Here is a 20,759-nt window from a genome sequence, read left to right on the forward strand (position 1 = left end):
TAGTAATTGGTGATCGGTGGGAAAACTTAGGGAAGGCGGATCGAGTTGGCGCTTGATCTGCCATATTGTGTACCGAAAGAGAAAATTGAAATGCGTAGTCACAGACGTAGATCGAGCTTCAGGGATGAGAGTAATAAATTCAGGGATGAGAGTAATAAATATAGATTCGACTTCAGCGATGAAGACAGATTTAACTTGGACGATGAAGACGTTGTATCCGCTTTTTCTTCAAACGCTTTTGATACACCGCCCATGCTGAAGTTCCGCAACCTTGTACAAGCTATTTTTTCCTGGACAGATGGGAAGAATAATTATCCTGCTCCTGAGCGCCAATGGTTTACGGAAGAGGGTTGTAAGTGTGAGGTTTTACTAGCTAAAGGCGGAGGCTGGCAGAAGGGACGATTCCGTTTTCGTCTAGAATTCATCCCTGAAAACCCAGAGGCTTTTTTGAAAAAGTCCCCTCCGGCAGATGAAAAGCCACAGTCACCCTTGGATGATCTGCGATCGCACCTAGATATCTAAATAGTCACAGATGCTTCGCTTGTGCTGTTTTCGGGAAATATTCAGTATACTGCTACTCAAATGCTACTCAAAAATAGTCATAACTTAAGCAGGATGTCTGTTGTAACTGGAGTTAAGAAGCAAATGCCGTGGTTTGTCAAAATTGAAGAAGGCAAAGTCGATAAACCTACCTTTGACCAATATGTACCCGCCCACAGAGCCTACATTCAGGACTTGATTGCTAAAGGACACAAAGCGCGAACAGGCTATTGGGCGGAGCAAAGAGGCGGGATGTTGCTATTTGAGGCAGCCTCAAAAGCTGAAGCCGAAGCAATTGTTGCTGATGACCCCTTGGTGCAAAACGGCTGCGTCACCTATCAGCTTTATGAATGGCGAATTGTTATGGAATAACACACACTTACTGACTTTTCATGTTATGCTTTGAGAAGACCTGGATCTATGCGATCGCAACACCCAAATCTTGTCAGAACCGGAAGGTAGCAGCAACACGGGAGGCTTGTGGTAGGCGTAGTCTCCGGGTCGCCCTATTTTTAGGAGCGGTCAGCAACAATGGCTGGTTTTGGAGATATTGTTCAAAAAGCTTTTTACCTCGGTGTTGGATTAGCTTCTTACGCAGGTGAGAAAGCAGGGGGAAAATTAGCCCAAGTGCGATCGCAAGTCCAAAAACTGGCAGATGAAATGGTTGCAAAGGGCGAAATGAATACAGAAGAAGCCCGCCGCTTCGTTGAAGATATGATGAAGCAAGCCCAACAAGCCCAACCATCTGGTGAAACCTCTGAGAAAGCACCCCCTTCTGAACCTCGCCGCATTGAGATTTTAGAGGAAGATGAAGAACCAACGGTGAAAGAGGCATCAAATGATGAGAATGTAGATAAGTTACGCCAAGAAGTGCTAAACCTGCAAGAAGAGTTAAAACGATTGCAACGGGATCAATAAAAAGCATTCTTTGATGGAAATATCAGTAATAAGTGGCATTTTGACATGACACTTAGGATAGAAACTTGATAAGATACATTGCCTAGTGTATACGTTAGTGCTTCAAGCCAGATAATACAAAGCGTCCTGTTTATAGCCTGCAAAGGTGTCAAGTTTATGGAACAGTGGCAAAAAGATTTAGCAGAAATTGTCGAAATAGTGGCTGAAGAAGTAGAGCGTTTCTTCCTGGGAATGAGTGAAGTGGTAGACGCATTTTTTGAGCTAACGGAAGAAGTCACCGAGCAAGTACACAACAACATTGTGACTGAAGTGGATCAGTATTTACAGGATTTTGCTGAACCAATGTTGGAAGCTTACTGGGAACTGGAAGACGTTGTAGCAGATGTAGATCCGGGTTTTCCTTATTCAGTTGAAGCCACAGCCGAAAAAAATCCCGCCTGCATTGGTTGTAATCACTACCACGGCCAAGTTTATGGTGGTAATTTGTTAGTTTGTGCTATGCATCCCAACGGTTGTGAAGATGAGAGTTGTCTAGATTGGGAGAAAGAAGAGTATTGAGGGGGAGTTAGGAGAGACGCGATTAATCGCGTCTGTACGTTAGGAGTTTGGAGTTATAAAATTACTAAAAGGACGTAAAGATCAGTAAAATAACAAATGACAAATGATAATCTATCCCAGGCAAACCAAGAGATGAAATATGGCGAACGCGACATTGCGGAAGGTAAACTAATTACCTTTCCGAATCCGCGTGTGGGGAGGCGATATGACATTAATATTACTTTGCCGGAATTTACTTGTAAATGTCCCTTTTCCGGCTATCCTGACTTTGCGACAATTTACGTTAGCTATGTGCCTGATGAACGGGTAGTGGAATTAAAGGCACTCAAACTTTATATTAATAGTTACCGCGATCGCTACATTTCCCACGAAGAATCTGCAAATCAAATTTTAGATGATTTTGTGGCTGCTTGCGATCCGTTAGAAGTCACGGTGAAAGCAGATTTTACGCCTCGCGGTAATGTACATACTGTGGTTGAAGTACGGCACCAAAAATAATGATGATTAGCGCAGATGGGATTAATCGGCTTTATTCACCAATTTTATTGACAGCAGATTCCACTTGAAGCACAACTTTTTTAGGCAAAGGAACATAGCCGAGTTCCAAACTGGATTTTTGCCCGTCAACCACAGCCCAATTAACAAAGTTTTTCAGCGCTTGAGCTTTAACACGGTTTGGATATTGGTGATAAGTTAAAAGCCAGGTGTAAGTAACGATAGGATAAGACTGGGCATCTGTAGGATCGGTGATAAAAGCAATCAAGTTATCGGCGGGTAATTTCACTGTCTCTAAAGTTTGGGCTACAGATTCCGGTGTCGGCGTAATATAATTACCAGATTTATTTTCTAAAGCAGCTACAGGAAGTTTATTTTGTTTGGCGTAAATGTACTCGACATAGCCAATAGCTCCTGGTATTTGTTGAATCAGGGCGGTAACACCTTCGTTACCCTTTCCACCAATTCCCACTTGCCATGCTACAGATTTACCAGCCCCAACTTTGTTTTTCCATTGTGGACTTATAGCGCTTAGGTGTTGCGTCAACACGCCTGTAGTTCCACTCCCATCAGTTCGGTGTACAACCTGAATCGGTAAATCGGGCAAACTTACTCCTGGATTAGCTGCGACTATTTTAGGATGATTCCAATTCGTAATTTTTCCGAGAAAGATATCTACGTAAACTTGGCGTGATAGCCTGAGAGCAGTTGGCACATTGACTTGAGGCGAGTGCTGTGTAACTGGTGTCAGGTTATAAGCCAGCACAATAGAACCGGCAGTTAAAGGTAAAGCGATTACTCCCCGTTTGATCTTGGCTGCTTCTTGATTTGTAATTCCCACATCACTAGCTGCAAAGTCCACAGTACCTTCGATTAGCTGTTGCACTCCAGCACTGCTGCCTATAGCTTGATAGTTAATTTCTACATTGGGATTTTGCTGGTTATAATCTGAAAGCCAGCGATCGTACAAAGGTGCGGGAAAACTAGCCCCGGCACCAAGAAGAGAAACACGGTTGATATTTCGATTATTCGCAGTGCAAGAAGCGATACTCAACAAGATAGCGATTAAAGGTAGAAGGTAAACGCATCCCTTGGGTTGAAGTTGAGCATACATAGAAATCTTTTGTTTCAATTTTTAATAAATACCTCTGTTGACTCTCAAATTTATAGCTTTGTAGATGTAAATAACTTTGAAATGCAAAGGAACGCAAAGTAAACCTTTGCGCCCCTGGAGCGTTTAAACTTCAATCGCCGCCTCTTTCTCCTCACCTTTTGGCTGTGAACTCAGCCGATCTAAAATCTCTAAAACCTCTTGTTCAAAAGCAACTTGGGCGCGATTAGTTTTGCCACCTACATACAAGCGATCGCCTTTTTGCAATGCCCAGATTTGCGAATGGGAGAAGTAACTCATCACCACACCCAGCATTAGCAAACCAAACCCTGTGTAAACAATTGGTATCCCTGGATCGGCTTTAATTTGTAAGCCAGTGCTACCAACTACATCCAGAATTTTCAGCTTCACGCCATTAACTTCGGTGAACATTCCCGCGCGGACTGTATCAACAAGTTTACCGCTAACATCATAAATTAATACCATTCCTTGCAAGTCTTTGGTTAGCAGGGAGACACCTTCACTCAAATCGGGTTTAGTCGGAACCCAGGTTCCCCAAATGCGCCCGTTACCGTTGCTGTTCAATTGCGCCATCGGTAGCTGAAAAACCGGGCTGTTGTTAAATTGGACGCGAACTGCTGCGATTCCCCAATCAGTTTGATATAAAGTTACACCATGATAGCGCAGAGGCTCGTTGACAAAAATCTTCTTGTGGTCAACTTCTTTTCCTTGATTATTCAAGACAGACAAATCTGAATAAAATTGATCAATGCCGCCAGATGGTGTGTAGTCAATCCAAAAACGGTTGACGCGCACAGACCAATCTTTCGGGACTTGGGCTGCTGCTAAAGGGCCAGCATCCACAATATTTGTGATCTGAAATGTATCACCACTGGCAACCATTTCTTGAGCCAGAAACCCAGTCATTGCCCCCCAAATTCCCCCTAGCAGAATAGCGACGATGCCAATATGAACGATAATGGGGCCGATGCGTCCGACTATTCCTTTGCGGGCGTAGAGGAGATTTTCTTTTTCTGGATCTCGAAAGATTTTATAGCGGTGTTTCTGTAATATCTGGTTTAAGGAATCTAGGGAACCAGTATCTAATTCTGCACTTAAAGCTAACTTTTGAAATTGCCGTGGTTCTTCGTAATATTTCCAGCGCTGGGCAGTTTTTAAGGCTGGCAACTGACGGGTAAATGAACAAGCAGTTAAGCTAGTGCCAAATAAGACGAGTAAAGACAGAAACCACCAGGTACGATATACGTGGTCTAATCCAACTACTTGAATTACCTTCCAAGTTAAGAAACCAAATAAAGCTGGATGTTCTGGGTAGTTAGCCTGGTAAAATGCAGGTGTTCGACCTTGCTCAATGACAGTACCGGTGGAGCTAAAGATAGCAATCAATAGCAGTAGTGCGATCGCTAGTCGTAAGTTAGTCAATACAGGCAAAAGGTCTTGCCGTAAGAGTTGCCCAGGTATCGCCCACCATTTTAATTCTTTGGACGCTGAATCTTCTAAGGTCATTATGTGTAAAATCTAATAGAGGTATTTTAAAAACTGCCAAGGGGAATCCGAGAAATTAAGGAAAATACACCGAATCCTACTAACAGCGCCCCACTAACTGGGTTAATCCAACCAGACCAGCGACGCAATTCTAGTAATTTTTTAATTGAAGCTGTAAAAGTACCCGCCAAAATTAACGGTGCTACATAACCGGCTGTATAAGAAAGTAGCAAAACAGCGCCTAAAATTAAGTCTTGTGTATTGGCAATCCAACCTAGTAAACTAGCTAAAACAGGCGTGCTACAAGGAGATGCGACTAAGCCGAAAGTCAGCCCCAGCAAATAAGAACGCAATCCGGCTGGTAAATCTGGCGAAATCCAATTGGTTTCACCCAAGGATGGAAATTGTAAAGGTAGTGCTTCTAATAAGTTCAGCCCCATGAGAATGGCGATAATGCTGACGATAATCGGCAAACCAATTCCCACTTGACCGTAGACTTTTCCGACAAAACCTGCTATAATACCTAACGCTGCCAATGTAGTTGCTAATCCGAGAGCAAACCAAGTTGATTGGGCTGCTGCTTGTAAGCGACTTTTCGCTTCATAACCACCGATATAACCAATGGTAATTGGTAGCATAGAAAGCATGCACGGTGTGAGACTGGTGAGCAAGCCAGCCGCAAAGATGATACCAATACTCACCACGCTTAGGTGTGTGAGTTGGTTAGAAACAAGGCTGTTGGCAAATTGTTCTAATTGGTAAATTTGGGTTTGCAGGTTATCAAGCATGGGGAGTTTCTGAGCGGGAAATGCTTACTCTGCTTGAATTGTAGCTTATTTTTGATTTGTGAGTCAGAATAACTCAGGATCGGAACCTAAACCACGTCTCTTTTGAAACCCGTAGTTCTTGGGTGATGAAAAGGATTTGCCCTCATCCCCCAACCCCTTCTCCCAAACTTGGGAGAAGGGGAGCGAATTTCAAAGTCCCTCTGCCAAGCTTGGGAGAGGGATTTAGGGTGAGGGCGAAAACTACAGTTCTCAACTTCGATAAGGTTTAATATCATTTAAATTTCATCTGTCTAAGGAAATGTATTTAAAATACAATTAAGCTCAGATTATCCCTGAAGAATCAGGCCTGGAGTATTTGGCATGATGATTGCATTACCCGGATTTAAAATTGTCACTTTGTTAAAAGCAGGGGTAAAAGCAGTCATATACCGTGGAATTAAGGTTAAAGATCAGTGTCCGGTAATTATCAAAGGGCTACGGAAAGAACAGTGTACACCCAATAATATTGAACAACTCAAACATGAGTATGCGATCGCCCAAAGCTTAAATATCGCCGCCGCAGTCAAAGTCTACGCCTTGGAGATGCACCAGGGAATCCCTTATTTAATTATGGAGGATTTTCAGGCGCGATCGCTCGACCAATTTCTAGACCAATTTCAACAGCCTATTCCCTTTCTGAAAATTGCCATTGAAATCACCAGCAAACTCGCCCAAATCCACACTCATCACATTGTCCACAAGGATATTAAGCCGCAAAATATCTTAGTTAACCTCGAAACTAATCAGGTCAAAATTGCCGATTTTGGAATTGCTGCTTTCATTCCCTACCAACAGCAAATAGTTAGCAGTTCCAGTCGCATTGAAGGCAGTTTACCTTATATATCACCTGAGCAAACCGGGCGGATGAATCGAGGAATTGACCATCGCAGCGATTTGTATTCTCTGGGAGTCACCTTTTATGAAATACTCACAGGTCAGCTACCATTTCAAGGCAAAGACCCCTTAGAGTGGGTGCATTGTCATATTGCTAAATCTCCGCCATCCCCGAAAAAGCTCAAGTCTGATATTCCTCAAATCCTCTGTGACATCATGATGAAATTGTTGTCTAAGGTTGCAGAACAAAGATATCAGAGCGCTTTAGGTTTGCAATTTGATTTGGAACGATGCTTAAAGCAATTAGAGACAACCGGACAAATCCAATCCTTTGTTTTAGGTGAGCAAGATATCTCAGAGCGCTTTCAAATTCCTCAAAAATTGTATGGGCGAGAATCAGAAATTGCCCAGCTTTTACAAGCATTTGAGCGAGTTGTTAGTCAAGGTAAAGCAGAACTCGTGTTAGTTTCTGGCTATGCTGGTGTTGGTAAATCTTCTCTGGTAAAGGAGATTCATAAGCCCATTGTCAGAGAACGCGGCGTTTTTATCCCTGGTAAGTTTGATCAGTACAAACGAGATATTCCTTATTCCACCATTGTTCAAGCTTTTCAAACACTCGCGCGACAAATTTTAACGCAACCTGAAGATCAACTTGCTACCTGGAAAAAGGAAATACAAGCAGCATTAGGGAACAATGGTAGATTGATCGCTGATGTCATTCCAGAAGTTGAACTCATCATTGGAGAACAATCTTATATACCAGAGTTGGGGCCTGCTGAATCTCAAAACCGATTTAATTTGGTGTTTCAAAACTTTATCAACGTATTTGCTCAAAAAGAGCATCCACTCACTGTTTTTTTAGATGATATGCAGTGGGCAGACACAGCTACTTTAAATTTAATTCAAACTATTATTACTGGTTCTAGTATTCAATATCTCTGCTTTATTTTGGCGTATAGAGATAACGAAATAGATATTGTACATCCCTTCAACTTGATGATAGAGAAGGTTCGACAGCATGGTGCAAGAACGACTGAAATTCTCCTGACTCCGTTGAATATTGTCTATATCAATCAATTAATTGCTGATACCTTGCATAGTTCAGCAGAACAAGTAGAACCCCTCGCCCAATTAATTATCAAAAAAACTGACGGTAATCCTTTCTTTGTCAATGAATTTCTCAAAACACTGCATCAAGAAAACCTGCTGAATTTTAATCGCCAAGATGGTGTTTGGCAATGGGATCTAGCTGAGATTGAAGCCCAAGGTATTACAGATAATATTGTCAGTTTGATGATTGGGCGGATGCAAAAATTGCCAAAAGCAACTCAAGAGGTGCTTAAATTAGCCTCTTGTATTGGTAATCACTTTGATTTAGAAGTTTTAGCGATTGTTGGCGAACAATCTATTGAAGAAACGGCAAATGCACTTGTGGAAGCAATTTTAAGAGGATTAATTATTTCCATTGAGTCAGATGAAACTGTTGATAAAAACTATCGGTTCTACCATGACCGAGTTCAACAAGCTGCATACTCCTTAATTGCCGATGAATCAAAGTCGGCTGTTCACCTAAAGATTGGGCAAATTTTGCTGAAAAATGCTAGTCCTGAACAAGTGAACGAGCAAATTTTTGATCTAGTCAATCAACTCAATCTCGCGGTGGATCTGATTATTGAACAAACAGAAAAAGATGAATTAGTCCGATTGAATTTAATTGCTGGGAAAAAAGCAAAAGCTTCCACAGCTTACACTCCTGCGAAAAGATTTTTTAGTGTTGCGATGAATCTTTTGGCTGAAAATGCCTGGATTGGACAATACAAACAAACATTTACTTTGTTTAGAGAATTGGCTGAGTGTGAATTCTTAACCGGAAATTTAGAACAAGCGGAAGAATTATTTGAACTACTATTACTGAAAGCAGAATCTCATTTGGATGAATCTAATATTTATATGCTGCAAATTAGACTCTATCAAGTTGCAGGTAGGTATGAAGAGGCGCTGACATTGGGATTAGAAGCTTTAAAACTTTTTTGGGTAATATTTCCTGATTCAAATGAGGAAGTGCAAAGTGCGATCGCAATTGAAAAAAGCCAGGTATTAATAAATTTAGGTGATAGACAAATCTCTGATTTAATTAATGCTCCGGTAATCGAAGATCCAAATATTAAGACACTAATTAGTCTGTTGACAACATTCGGTCCACCTACTTATCTCGGTAGACCCGATCTCTTTCCCTTAGTCGTACTTAAGGCAGTTAATTACTCACTCAAGTTTGGGAATACGGAAGATTCCTGTTTCGCTTACAGTATGTATGCCATGTTGTTAGTCTCTATCTTCGATGATATTCCTACAGGCTACGCATTTTCTGAGATGACAATTAAATTAAATGAAAAGTTACACGACTTGAAACTTCGAGGAGTTGTGCTACACATTCATGGAAGTCATATCAACGTTTGGCGTAACCATATTAGCACCGACATTCCCTTTTTAGAGCGGGGATTTATTGGCTGTGTAGAAGCAGGTGATGTGACGATGGCAAACTACAACGGCTATCAAAGTTCCTGGCAAATTATCCAGTTAGGCTCTTCACTTACGGAAACAGCCAAATCTCTAGAAAAATATACCGTGTTTGCCCGCCAGTCTAAACATGAAGCTGTCTATCAGACAATCAGATTACAACAAATGCTACTGATGAATCTGCGGGGACTGACTCACCAAAATCTGACTCTAAGTGATGATAATTTTGATGAATCACGCGCCTTTTCTGTGATTCAAGATGCAGGTTTTGTCAGTGGAATTATTTTTTATCACATTATCAAATTAATTATATTTTTTACATATCAACAGTATTCAGAGGCGCTTATTTGTGCCTTACAATTATCCAATTTTCCAGTGACGACACTGGCATTACCAATTGAAACAGATTATATTTTATATTATTCACTGACTCTCACAGCTCTTTATCCCAAAGTACCAGATCAAGAGCAAGAACAGTTTTTATTAACCCTAGAATTGCATCAGCAGCAATTGCAATACTGGGCTAACCACTGCCCTGCAAACTTCTTGCACAAGTCTCAATTAGTCGCTGCGGAAATAGCTCGGATTGAAGGTAGAGATTTGTCAGCAATGCGCTTGTATGAGCAATCAATTGCTTCAGCGCGTGAGCAGGGATTTGTGCAATATGAAGCTTTGGCTAATGAGCTAACTGCTAAGTTTTACTTGGAGCGAGAGTTTGAATTAATTGCCGAAACCTATTTGCAAGCAGCTAAAAATAGCTATGTGCGCTGGGAAGCATTTGCTAAAGTTAAGCACCTCGAAGAATCTTATCCTGTGCTATTGCCACGACAACAGCTTGTCTCGAATGGAACGTTTATTACCACAGGTGAACATTTAGACTTTTTATCAGTAGTTAAAGCCTCTCAAACCATAAGTAGTGAAATTGTTCTTTCGCGGTTGTTGAAAACATTAATGCAGATTGTCATCGAGCAAGCAGGAGCAGAAATCGGTTATTTGTTGCTGGAACACGAGCAAAATCTGGTAATCGAAGTAGAAGCTAAGGTTAATCCCCAAGCAGAAAAGCTCAATGTTTCTCGACCTGTATTAGATGGTGAAATTTCCCAGTTGATTCCACAATCAATGCTGAATTATGTTCAGCGAACTCAAGAAACAGTGATTTTGCAAAATGCCACTGAGCATAATCATCTGTTTTCCCAAGACGAGTATGTAATTCAAAAGCAACCTAAATCTGTACTTTGTTTGCCGATCGCTCGTCAGTCGAAATTACTTGGTATCTTATATTTAGAAAATAATCTCATCTCCAGTGCTTTTACACAAGACAAACTTTCGGTACTGGAAATATTGACAGTTCAAATTGCCATTTCTCTAGAAAATGCTCGTCTTTATCAAGGTTTAGAAGACAGCCAAGCCCAACTCAACCTAGCGTTGAAATCTGGTAAAATCGGTGTTTGGAGTTGGGATATTGCCAGCGATCGCTTTAACTGGGATGAGCAGATTTATCAACTATTTGGGGTAACGCCTGAAACCTTTGCTGGCACTTCCGAAGCACTTTTAGCTCGTCTGCATCCAGATGATCGAGGATTGCTGGCTAAATCCTTAAGCCGAGCGATTAACGAAGGTGTGGAGCATAATTTAGAATATCGAATTATTCACGATGACGGCAGTATTCGCTACGCAGCCTGTCGGGGAAAAGCCTTTTTCAACGAAGCTGGGAAAGCCACACATATGAATGGTGTTGTGCTTGATATCACCGAGCGCAAACAATCTGAAGCCGAACGTATCCAACTGATTCAAGAACAAACCGCCCGCCTGGAAGCAGAAGCCGATCAGCAACGAGCAGCGTTTTTGGCTCAAGTCAGTGCAACTCTCGCCTCTTCCCTCAATTACGAAAGCACACTAGCAAGTGTGGCCAACCTGGTTGTGCCTTATTTCGCTGATTGGTGCAGCGTTGATCTGCTGCAAGAGAACCAATCAATTAATCGGGTAGCAGTTGCTCACCGCAATCCAGAGAAAGTGAAACTCGGTTGGCAAGTTCATCAGCGTTATCCGAGAAAGTTGGATGAACCTGTAGGTGTGCCGAAAGTGTTGCGTACAGGAGTTGGTGAAATGGTAACTGAAATTCCAGATGCAGCTCTGGTAGAAGCTATCCCAGATGCAGAACATCTCAGGATTATACGTGAGCTTGGTTTAAAGTCTTGTATAATCTTGCCCCTGGTGGGACGTGAAAGAATTTTTGGTGCAATTTCCTTTTTTACTGCGGAATCAGAACGTCGTTATAGTACGCCTGACTTGTCACTAGCGGAGGATATTACCCATCGAGCAGCGATCGCCATTGATAATGCCCGCCTTTACCAAGAAGCGCAGCAAGCACAAAAAACCGCAGAAAGAGCATTGGAGCGCATTGCCCGTCTTCAATCGATTACGGCGGCTCTTTCAGAATCGCTGACACCAGCCCAAGTCTCTGAAGTGATTGTAGAGCAGAGCATGGCTGCCTTGGGAGGCAGTTCTGCCCTCGTCGCCTTGTTGAATGAAGGTAAAACTGAACTGGAAATTGTCCGAGCGGTTGGCTATAACCAAGATTTGGTGAATACTTGGCGTAATTTTGCCATCGATTCCCCCTCTCCCCTAGCAGAAGCTGTGCGGACTGGGAAACCTATTTGGGCTGAACCAACAAAAAATCGGGTAGATCGTTACCCACATTTAGCAGAAGTGTACGCCCAATATGATTTTAATGCCTGGATTTCTATTCCCTTGATGGTAGAAGGTTCGGCAGTTGGCGGTATCAGCTTGGCATTTGCCCAGCCTCAACAACTTAGTGGAGAAGATCAAGCATTTATCTTGGCTGTTGCTCAACAATGCGCCCAAGCGATCGCTCGCGCCCATCTCTACGAAGCCGAACGAACGGCACGAAGCGCTGCTGAAAGCGCAAACCGCGTCAAAGATGAATTTTTAGCTGTGCTGTCCCATGAATTGAGAACACCACTTAACCCGATTCTGGGTTGGGCAAAACTGATGCGAAGCCGCAAGCTGGATCAAGCTACAAGCGATCGCGCCCTAGAAACTATTGAGCGCAATGCCAAGTTACAAACCCAATTAATTGAAGATTTGCTGGATGTTTCCCGCATTCTTCAGGGTAAACTTAATCTCAACTTTGTCCGCATTAATTTGGTATCAGTCATTGAAGCTGCGATGGAGACAGTGCGTTTATCGGCGGAGGCTAAGTCTATCCAAATTCAGACAATTTTTGAATCTGGTGTATGGCCAATTTTAGGCGATGCCAATCGCTTGCAACAAGTTTTTTGGAATATCCTTTCTAATGCCATTAAGTTTACTCCCATTGGGGGACAGATAAAAATTAAATTACAGCAAGTTGGCTCCCAGGTACAAATCTGCATCATTGACACAGGGAAGGGGATCGCGCCTGAGTTCTTACCTTATGTCTTTGATTATTTCCGTCAAGCAGATGGGGCCACAACTCGCAGATTTGGCGGTTTAGGTTTAGGTTTAGCGATCGTCCGCCATCTTGTAGAACTTCACGGGGGAACTGTGCAAGCAGAAAGTCTGGGGGAAGCGAAAGGAGCAACTTTCACTGTCAGATTTTCATGTTTACAGAATGAAAGCAAAGGAATCAAGGATGCAAAAGATCACTCCTCACTTGTGGCGGCTCAATCCTCGCCCTTATCTGGCTTAGAGATTCTCGTGGTGGATGATGATGCAGATATGCGAGAGTTTTTGTCTTTCATGCTGAATCAGTATGGTGCAACTGTTACCACTGTCACCTCAGCCATTGCAGCTTTAACTGCACTGAGTCAATGCCAGCCAAATCTGATTATCAGCGATATTGGGATGCCAGAAATGGATGGTTATATGCTGATGCGAGAGGTGAGGAGTCTGGAACCAGAGCGAGGCGGGAGAATTCTGGCGATCGCTTTAACTGCTTATGCTGGTGAGATGGATTATCAGCAAGCGATCGCTGCGGGATTTCAACTGCATATTTCCAAGCCTGTAGATCCAGAGGAATTGGTGAAAGCGATCGTGTCGTTGGTTCATAATTTGCCATGATGGTGGAATATAGCACAATACGGTTCGGTTAAGACAAGAGACGCGATGAATCGCCGTCTCTACAATAATCAATCTTTTTAGGACTTACGCACAGGTAACGGAAAATCGAACCACAGAGACACAGAGAACACGGAGAAATAAGAGTTTGAGAGGTATTTTGCGTAAGTCCTGCTTTTGTAGAGACGGCGATTTATCGCGTCTGCTTTTGTAGAGACGGCGATTTATCGCGTCTGCTTTTGTAGAGACGGTGATTTATCGCGTCTGCTTTTGTAGAGACGGTGATTTATCGCGTCTTTATAATGATTTATCGGATCTTTCCACTCTACAATTTCCATCAAAAAACCTTAACCGTATTGTATAGCAGGTTACAATTTTGGCAAAGTCAAAATGCAGTAAAGGTTTTACAATGGTATTAACGATATAACCAAACACGCAACAGTGAAAGCAATTGCTCAGTATCTACGGGTTTGGTGATGTAGTCTGATGCGCCGGCTTCAATACACTTTTGGCGATCGCCTTGCATAGCTTTAGCGGTCAGTGCAATAATCGGCAAAGATTTAAATTGATCCTTTTGGCGGATCACGCGTGTTGTTTCGTAACCATCCATTTCTGGCATCATTACATCCATCAAAACGACATCAATATCTGGTGTATTTTCTAACAGAGTGATTCCCTCTCTGCCGTTTTCAGCATATAAAACTTGGATTTGATAACGCTCCAGCATACTGGTCAGGGCGAAGATATTCCGCATATCGTCGTCTACAATTAGGGCTTTTTTGCCTGTGAGTAAATAGTCTTGTGAATGCAGTTGTTCCAGTATTTGCCGTTTGGTTGCTGGTAAATTTGCTTGGACTCGGTGTAAAAATAATGCTGTTTCATCGAGAAGACGTTCGGGCGATCGCACGTCTTTAATAATGATTGTCTCGGCAATTCGTCTGAGTTCCGTTTCTTGAGCTTTGCTAATTTCTCTACCTGTGTAAACAATAATTGGCAAAGTTTTGCCGTGAGGTAGAAGCTTGATCTGTTCAATCAGTTCAAAGCCGGTCATGTCGGGTAGCCCTAAATCGAGAACAAGGCAATCAAAATGCTGAGAACGAATAGCTTCTAGGGCTGCTGCACCAGTGTCTACAGCAATGGTCGAAACATCGCTGTTGCCAATTAACTCAACAATACTACGCCGTTGGGTGTCGTCGTCTTCGACTACCAACAAATTTTTCACCTGGCGCTCAACAAAACCTTTAATTTTGGTCAACGCCTCGGATATTGTCTCGCTAGTTAAGGGTTTTTGTAGATATGCGATCGCACCTAGTTGTAACCCGCGCTGTCTTCCTTCTTCAACAGTCATAATATGTACGGGAATATGACGAGTATTTGAGTCATGTTTTAGACGATCTAATACCGTCCAACCATCCATTTCTGGCAACCGAATATCTAGTAAAATGGCTGAAGGTCGGAATTGCTGCGCTAGCATCAAACCTGTACTACCGGTTTGGGCAGCGATCACCTTGAATCCTTGTTGTTGTGCCATATCTAGAAGAATGCGTGCAAAATTAACGTCATCTTCGACAATTAGTAAGACGCGATCGCCTCTTTCAATCGTAGTGCGATCGTCATTAATCATCATTGTAGAGACGCGATTCATCGCGTCTGTGCTGAGTTGTGTTGATGTTGACTCAGCACTGAATTGTGGCAAGTAGAATGTAAAGGTGCTACCTTGACCGGGTTGACTGATTAATTTAATTTCGCCACCAAAGAGACGGGCGATTTCCCGGCTAATTGATAAGCCCAATCCGGTACCGCCGTATCTCCGACTGGTAGAGCCATCAGCTTGCTGAAATGCTTCAAAAATCACTTTCTGTTTTTCGGGGGCAATGCCAATGCCTGTATCGCTGACTGAGAAGGCGATCGCTAGTTGGGCACGATTTAAGTTTTGATTGTCAGAACTCCAGCCTTGCTTGGCTACCGCAATCTGTAAACGTACCTCTCCTTTCTCTGTAAATTTAAAAGCGTTGGAGAGGAGATTTTTCAACACCTGTTGTAAGCGTTTGACATCTGTATAGATGGTGTTTGGCAATTCGGGAGTAAATTCAATCGCAAAGACAAGTCCTTTACTCTGAGCGATTTGCCGGAAGGTGCGCTCAACCTGTTCGCCCAAATCTACCAGTGGCATTTGGGTCATGTCAATGGACATCGTTCCAGATTCAATTTTAGCGAGATCCAGGATGTCATTGATTAAGGTCAATAAATCAGTACCGGCTGAATAAATTGTCTGACTATATTCGACTTGCTTGCTGGTAAGGTTGCTATCAACGTTATCTGTCAACAATTTCGCCAAAATTAACAAGCTATTTAGCGGTGTCCGCAGTTCATGGGACATATTGGCGAGAAATTCTGATTTGTATTTTGAGGAAAGGGCGAGTTGTTCAGCTTTATCTTCCAAAGACAGTCTTGCTTGTTCAATTTCCCGATTTTTGCGCTCGACTTCTTTTTTCTGCATCGCCAACAACTCTGCCTTTTCTTCTAATTCGGCGTTGGTTTGTTGCAGTTCCTCTTGCTGTCCTTTGAGTAAATCTTCGGAAGTTTTGAGTGATTGGGCTTGTTGTTCTAAACGCTTGTTGGTTTCCCGGAGTTCGCTTTGCTGGGTTTGGAGTTCTTCAGCCAAAGATTGCGACTGCTTGAGTAATTCTTCAGTTCGCATCGATGCGGCGATCGTGTTCAGGACGATCGCGATACTTTCGGTAAGCTGGTCGAAGAATGTCAGATGAATTTCGCTGAAGCGGCGAAAAGATGCTAATTCAATCACTGCTGTCACCTGTCCTTCAAAGAGTACAGGTAAGACTACGGCATTCAGGGGCGTAGCTTCTCCTAAACCAGAGGCAATTCTGATATAATCGCTTGGCACCTCCGTGAGCAGAATTCGCTCTTTTTCTAAGGCGCATTGTCCCACCAAGCCTTCACCCAATTGGAAGCGGTTAGCTAGATGTCTGCGTTCGCGGTAAGCGTAGCTACTAATTAATTTTAAATAGGGCGTATTTTCAATAGAAGAGTCCATCAGGAAGAATACGCCATGTTGCGCTCCTACCAAGGGTGCTAATTCTGAGAGAATTAGTTTAGATACGGTTTCTAAGTCTCGCTGACCTTGGAGCATTCGGGTAAATTTGGCTAAGTTAGTTTTTAACCAATCTTGTTCGGTATTTTTCTGCGTTGTCTCCCGCAGATTGGCAATCATCTGGTTGATGTTGTCTTTGAGGATCGCAACTTCCCCTAGTGCTTCGACGGCGATTGAACGAGTTAAATCACCTTTAGTTACAGCTGTAGCAACTTCGGCGATCGCTCGCAACTGAGTTGTCAATGTAGCAGCAAGTTCATTCACATTATCTGTCAAATCTTTCCAAGTTCCAGCCGCCCCAGGGACTCTCGCTTGTCCGCCCAACTTCCCTTCAATTCCCACTTCCCGCGCCACTGTGGTTACTTGATTGGCAAATGTTGCGAGGGTATCAATCATCTCGTTGATTGTCTCTGCCAAGGTTTCAATTTCTCCCTTAGCATCTAACATTAGTTTTCGTTTCAAGTCACCGTTCGCAACTGCGGTGACAACTCTGGCAATACCCCGTACTTGTGCCGTTAAGTTCCCCGCCATTGAGTTAACGTTATCAGTTAAATCTTTCCAAGTCCCGGCTACACCTTGAACTTGTGCTTGTCCGCCCAACTTCCCTTCAGTTCCCACTTCCCGCGCCACCCGCGTTACTTCACTGGCAAAGGAACTGAGTTGATCCACCATTGTGTTGGTGGTGTTCTTCAAGTCTAAAATTTCGCCTTTGGCATCGACGGTAATTTTCTTCGATAAGTCGCCATTAGCTACCGCTTTTGTAACTTCGGCGATGTTGCGAACTTGTCCGGTGAGGTTCCCCGCCATCGAGTTGACGTTATCCGTCAAATCTTTCCAAGTTCCTGCAACTCCTCTGACGTAAGCTTGTACGCCCAATTTACCTTCCGTTCCCACCTCACGGGCAACCCTGGTAACTTCTGATGCAAAGGAATTAAGCTGATCCACCATTGTATTAATAGTGTTTTTAAGCTCTTGAATTTCGCCTTTGACATCGACGGTAATTTTTTTAGATAAGTCGCCATTTGCTACGGCGGTGGTAACTTCGGCAATATTTCGCACTTGCGCCGTCAAACTTCCCGCCATGAAGTTTACGCTGTCGGTTAAATCTTTCCAAGTGCCGGCTACACCTTTAACTTCGGCTTGTACGCCCAGCTTACCTTCTGTTCCCACCTCACGGGCAACTCGCGTTACTTCACTGGCAAAGGAATTGAGTTGATCTACCATTGTGTTGACGGTGTTTTTCAACTCTAAAATTTCACCTTTGACATCAACGGAGATTTTCTTAGATAAGTCGCCATTTGCGACGGCGGTGGTGACGGCGGCAATATTTCGCACCTGTGCCGTTAAGCTTCCCGCCATAAAATTCACGCTGTCGGTTAAATCTTTCCAAGTTCCAGCCACGCCGCGCACATCTGCTTGGACACCCAGTTTACCCTCACTTCCCACCTCACGGGCAACTCTTGTCACTTCCGATGCAAAGGAGTTGAGTTGATCTACCATGATATTGATGGTATTCTTAAGTTCGAGAATTTCGCCTTTGACAGCAACAGTAATTTTTTTGGATAAATCACCATTAGCGATCGCAGTTGTCACTTCGGCAATGTTCCGCACCTGCGCCGTCAAGCTTCCCGCCATAAAATTCACGCTGTCGGTTAAATCTTTCCAAGTGCCGGCAACGTCTTTTACTTCCGCTTGTACACCCAATTTCCCTTCAGTTCCCACCTCACGGGCAACTCGCGTCACTTCACTGGCAAAGGAACTGAGTTGATCTACCATTGTATTGATCGTATTTTTCAACTCCAGAATTTCACCTTTGACATCGACGGTAATTTTCTTGGATAAGTCGCCAGTTGCGACGGCGGTAGTCACTTCGGCAATGTTTCGCACCTGTGCCGTTAAGCTTCCCGCCATAAAATTCACGCTATCAGTTAAATCTTTCCAAGTACCAGCCACGCCGCGTACTTCTGCTTGCACGCCCAGTTTACCTTCGCTTCCCACCTCACGGGCAACTCGTGTTACTTCACTGGCAAAAGAATTGAGTTGATCTACCATTGTGTTGATCGTATTTTTCAACTCCAGAATTTCACCTTTGACATCGACGGTGATTTTCTTGGATAAGTCGCCTGTTGCAACCGCCGTAGTCACTTCGGCAATGTTCCGCACCTGTGCCGTCAAACTTCCCGCCATGAAGTTCACGCTGTCGGTTAAATCTTTCCAAGTTCCAGCCACACCGCGCACATCGGCTTGCACACCCAGTTTACCTTCACTGCCCACCTCACGCGCCACCCGCGTCACTTCACTGGCAAAAGAACTGAGTTGATCTACCATGATATTAATGGTATTCTTGAGTTCAAGAATTTCACCTCTGACATCGACGGTGATTTTTTTAGATAGATCGCCATTAGCGATCGCCGTCGCAACTTCGGCAATATTTCGCACCTGTCCGGTGAGATTACCCGCCATTAAATTAACGTTGTCGGTTAAATCTTTCCAAGTCCCCGCCACTCCCTGCACTTGCGCTTGTACGCCCAACTTACCTTCAGTTCCCACTTCCCGCGCCACCCGCGTTACTTCCGACGCAAAGGAATTAAGTTGATCCACCATTGTATTGATCGTGTTTTTCAACTCTAAAATTTCGCCTTTCACATCCACAGTGATTTTTTTGGAAAGGTCGCCATTTGCTACAGCCGTTGTCACTTCCGCAATATTCCGCACCTGTGCCGTCAAGCTTCCGGCCATGAAATTCACACTATCAGTTAAATCTTTCCACGTACCCGCGACACCGCGCACTTCTGCTTGACCGCCTAATTTTCCTTCTGCACCCACTTCCCGGGCAACTCTTGTGACTTCCGATGCAAAGGAATTAAGTTGATCCACCATGATATTGACGGTGTTTTTCAACTCCAAAATTTCGCCTTTGACATCAACAGTGATTTTCTTGGAAAGGTCGCCATTCGCTACCGCCGTTGTCACTTCCGCAATATTACGCACTTGGGCAGTTAAATTTCCTGCCATCAAATTAACGTTATCTGTAAGATCCTTCCAAGTACCTGCAACTCCTTTAACTTCTGCTTGTACGCCCAACTTCCCTTCAGTTCCCACCTCACGGGCAACTCGCGTCACTTCACTGGCAAAAGAATTAAGTTGATCCACCATTGTATTAACGGTGTTTTTCAACTCCAAAATTTCGCCTTTCACATCCACAGTGATTTTTTTGGATAAATCACCATTAGCGATCGCCGTGGCAACTTCGGCAATGTTGCGAACTTGTCCGGTGAGATTACCCGCCATCAAGTTAACGTTATCAGTCAAATCTTTCCAAGTGCCAGCCACACCTTGCACTTCGGCTTGAACACCCAATTTACCCTCAGTTCCCACTTCCCGCGCTACCCGCGTTACTTCACTGGCAAAAGAACCGAGCCGGTCTACCATCGTGTTGACGATATTAGCAGTTTGGAGAAACTCACCTTGGAGAGGTCTGCCGTCAATTTGTGTAGCGATCGTTTGGGATAAGTCACCATTGGCGACAGCCCGAATTACCCGCGTAGTTTCGGCTGTTGGTTGAACTAAATCTGTAATCAGAGTATTGACAGAAGTAACACAATGTAGCCAAGAACCCCGAACATCTCCGAGAGAGGCGCGATCGGCAATTTTGCCTTCTTTGCCGACAACATTACCAATTCGCTGTAGCTCCGCCGCCATCCGCTCATTTTGATCAATAATATCATTGAGCGTGTCAGCGATTTTCCCCGCCACACCAGTATGGTCTATGGGCATCCGAGCCGAAAAGTCACCCTGTTTAACAGCATTCAGCGTTCTTAATAGCTGATTTAAATCTAGATTGTCGCTGTCTCTAGTCAACTGTTCGGTTGCCATAGCTTAATCTCTAAAAATTTTTCTGGGTTTTCGTGTTTAAAAAGGTTTTCTCAAAGCAGAAAGTTGATTTTAACTCCGATCAGTGCTTTTAACTTTATAGCAACAAATCTTTGGTAATCTGATTAGCTTGGAGTAGGTAGTTGTTTAACTGTTGAAACTCCCTAGTAGTGAATGATATTGAGGTTTGCACCACTAAGGCGTATTCATTATAATAGACATCTCCATAAATATAAATATGCTTTATCCAGAACCCTTGTAGAGATGTAGCACTGCTACGTCTCTACATTCTTTTCACGATCGCGGGGGAAGGTGAACTACTCCCAATACCAGTCCCCAATTAAACCTTAAGAGCCTTGTTTGAAAGTTTCAGTTGCTAGTTAAATTCTTATAAGTACAGACCAATTAA

The 20,759-nt window shown here is 43.4% G+C and carries 10 protein-coding genes and 1 other RNA gene; 7 read left to right on the plus strand and 4 right to left on the minus strand.

All coding sequences use genetic code 11. The features are described from left to right. Positions 1-195 precede the first annotated feature (195 nt). From V7K97_RS29665 to queF, 6 genes are all read left to right on the plus strand, one after another. Positions 196-522, plus strand: coding sequence for a KGK domain-containing protein (locus tag V7K97_RS29665; RefSeq protein ID WP_334804556.1), 327 nt, complete (start codon positions 196-198; stop codon positions 520-522). Positions 523-645: 123 nt separating this feature from the next. After that, on the plus strand, positions 646-912 hold the full coding sequence (locus tag V7K97_RS29670) for a YciI family protein (protein WP_334804567.1): 267 nt from the start codon (positions 646-648) through the stop codon (positions 910-912). A 37-nt stretch (positions 913-949) separates the two neighbouring features. Further along, positions 950-1,046: signal recognition particle sRNA small type (gene ffs / locus V7K97_RS29675), an RNA gene on the plus strand. Between the two features lie 25 nt (positions 1,047-1,071). Beyond that, entirely contained in the window at positions 1,072-1,458 is a 387-nt protein-coding gene (locus tag V7K97_RS29680) for a phasin family protein (protein WP_334804557.1), read from the plus strand. Positions 1,459-1,614: 156 nt separating this feature from the next. Further along, complete coding sequence (locus V7K97_RS29685; protein ID WP_334804558.1) at positions 1,615-2,016, plus strand: hypothetical protein; 402 nt, start codon at positions 1,615-1,617, stop codon at positions 2,014-2,016. Positions 2,017-2,112: 96 nt separating this feature from the next. After that, on the plus strand, positions 2,113-2,514 hold the full coding sequence (gene queF, locus V7K97_RS29690; protein ID WP_334804559.1) for a preQ(1) synthase: 402 nt from the start codon (positions 2,113-2,115) through the stop codon (positions 2,512-2,514). Between the two features lie 31 nt (positions 2,515-2,545). Here the strand turns inward: queF and pstS are convergent, their stop codons facing one another. The 3 genes from pstS to V7K97_RS29705 all read right to left on the minus strand — a co-directional run bounded on the left by pstS (position 2,546) and on the right by V7K97_RS29705 (position 5,916). Beyond that, entirely contained in the window at positions 2,546-3,625 is a 1,080-nt protein-coding gene (gene pstS, locus V7K97_RS29695) for a phosphate ABC transporter substrate-binding protein PstS (protein WP_334804560.1), read from the minus strand. Between the two features lie 123 nt (positions 3,626-3,748). After that, positions 3,749-5,149 carry a cytochrome c biogenesis protein gene (locus tag V7K97_RS29700; RefSeq protein WP_334804561.1) on the minus strand — a complete coding sequence of 467 codons (1,401 nt, stop codon included), beginning with the start codon at positions 5,147-5,149 and terminating at the stop codon, positions 3,749-3,751. A gap of 26 nt (positions 5,150-5,175) precedes the next feature. Beyond that, entirely contained in the window at positions 5,176-5,916 is a 741-nt protein-coding gene (locus V7K97_RS29705) for a cytochrome c biogenesis protein CcdA (protein WP_334804562.1), read from the minus strand. A gap of 360 nt (positions 5,917-6,276) precedes the next feature. Between V7K97_RS29705 and V7K97_RS29710 the strand changes: the two genes are divergently transcribed. Then, positions 6,277-13,368 carry an AAA family ATPase gene (locus tag V7K97_RS29710; RefSeq protein WP_334804563.1) on the plus strand — a complete coding sequence of 2,364 codons (7,092 nt, stop codon included), beginning with the start codon at positions 6,277-6,279 and terminating at the stop codon, positions 13,366-13,368. 412 nt (positions 13,369-13,780) lie between these two features. On the opposite strand, the gene V7K97_RS29715 is transcribed toward V7K97_RS29710, so the two are convergent. Next, the gene (locus V7K97_RS29715; RefSeq protein ID WP_334804564.1) at positions 13,781-20,353 is read right to left on the minus strand and encodes a HAMP domain-containing protein; all 6,573 of its coding nucleotides are present in this window, start codon (positions 20,351-20,353) and stop codon (positions 13,781-13,783) included. Positions 20,354-20,759 lie beyond the last annotated feature (406 nt).

The organism is Nostoc sp. (assembly GCF_036917815.1).
GTDB lineage: Bacteria > Cyanobacteriota > Cyanobacteriia > Cyanobacteriales > Nostocaceae > Nostoc.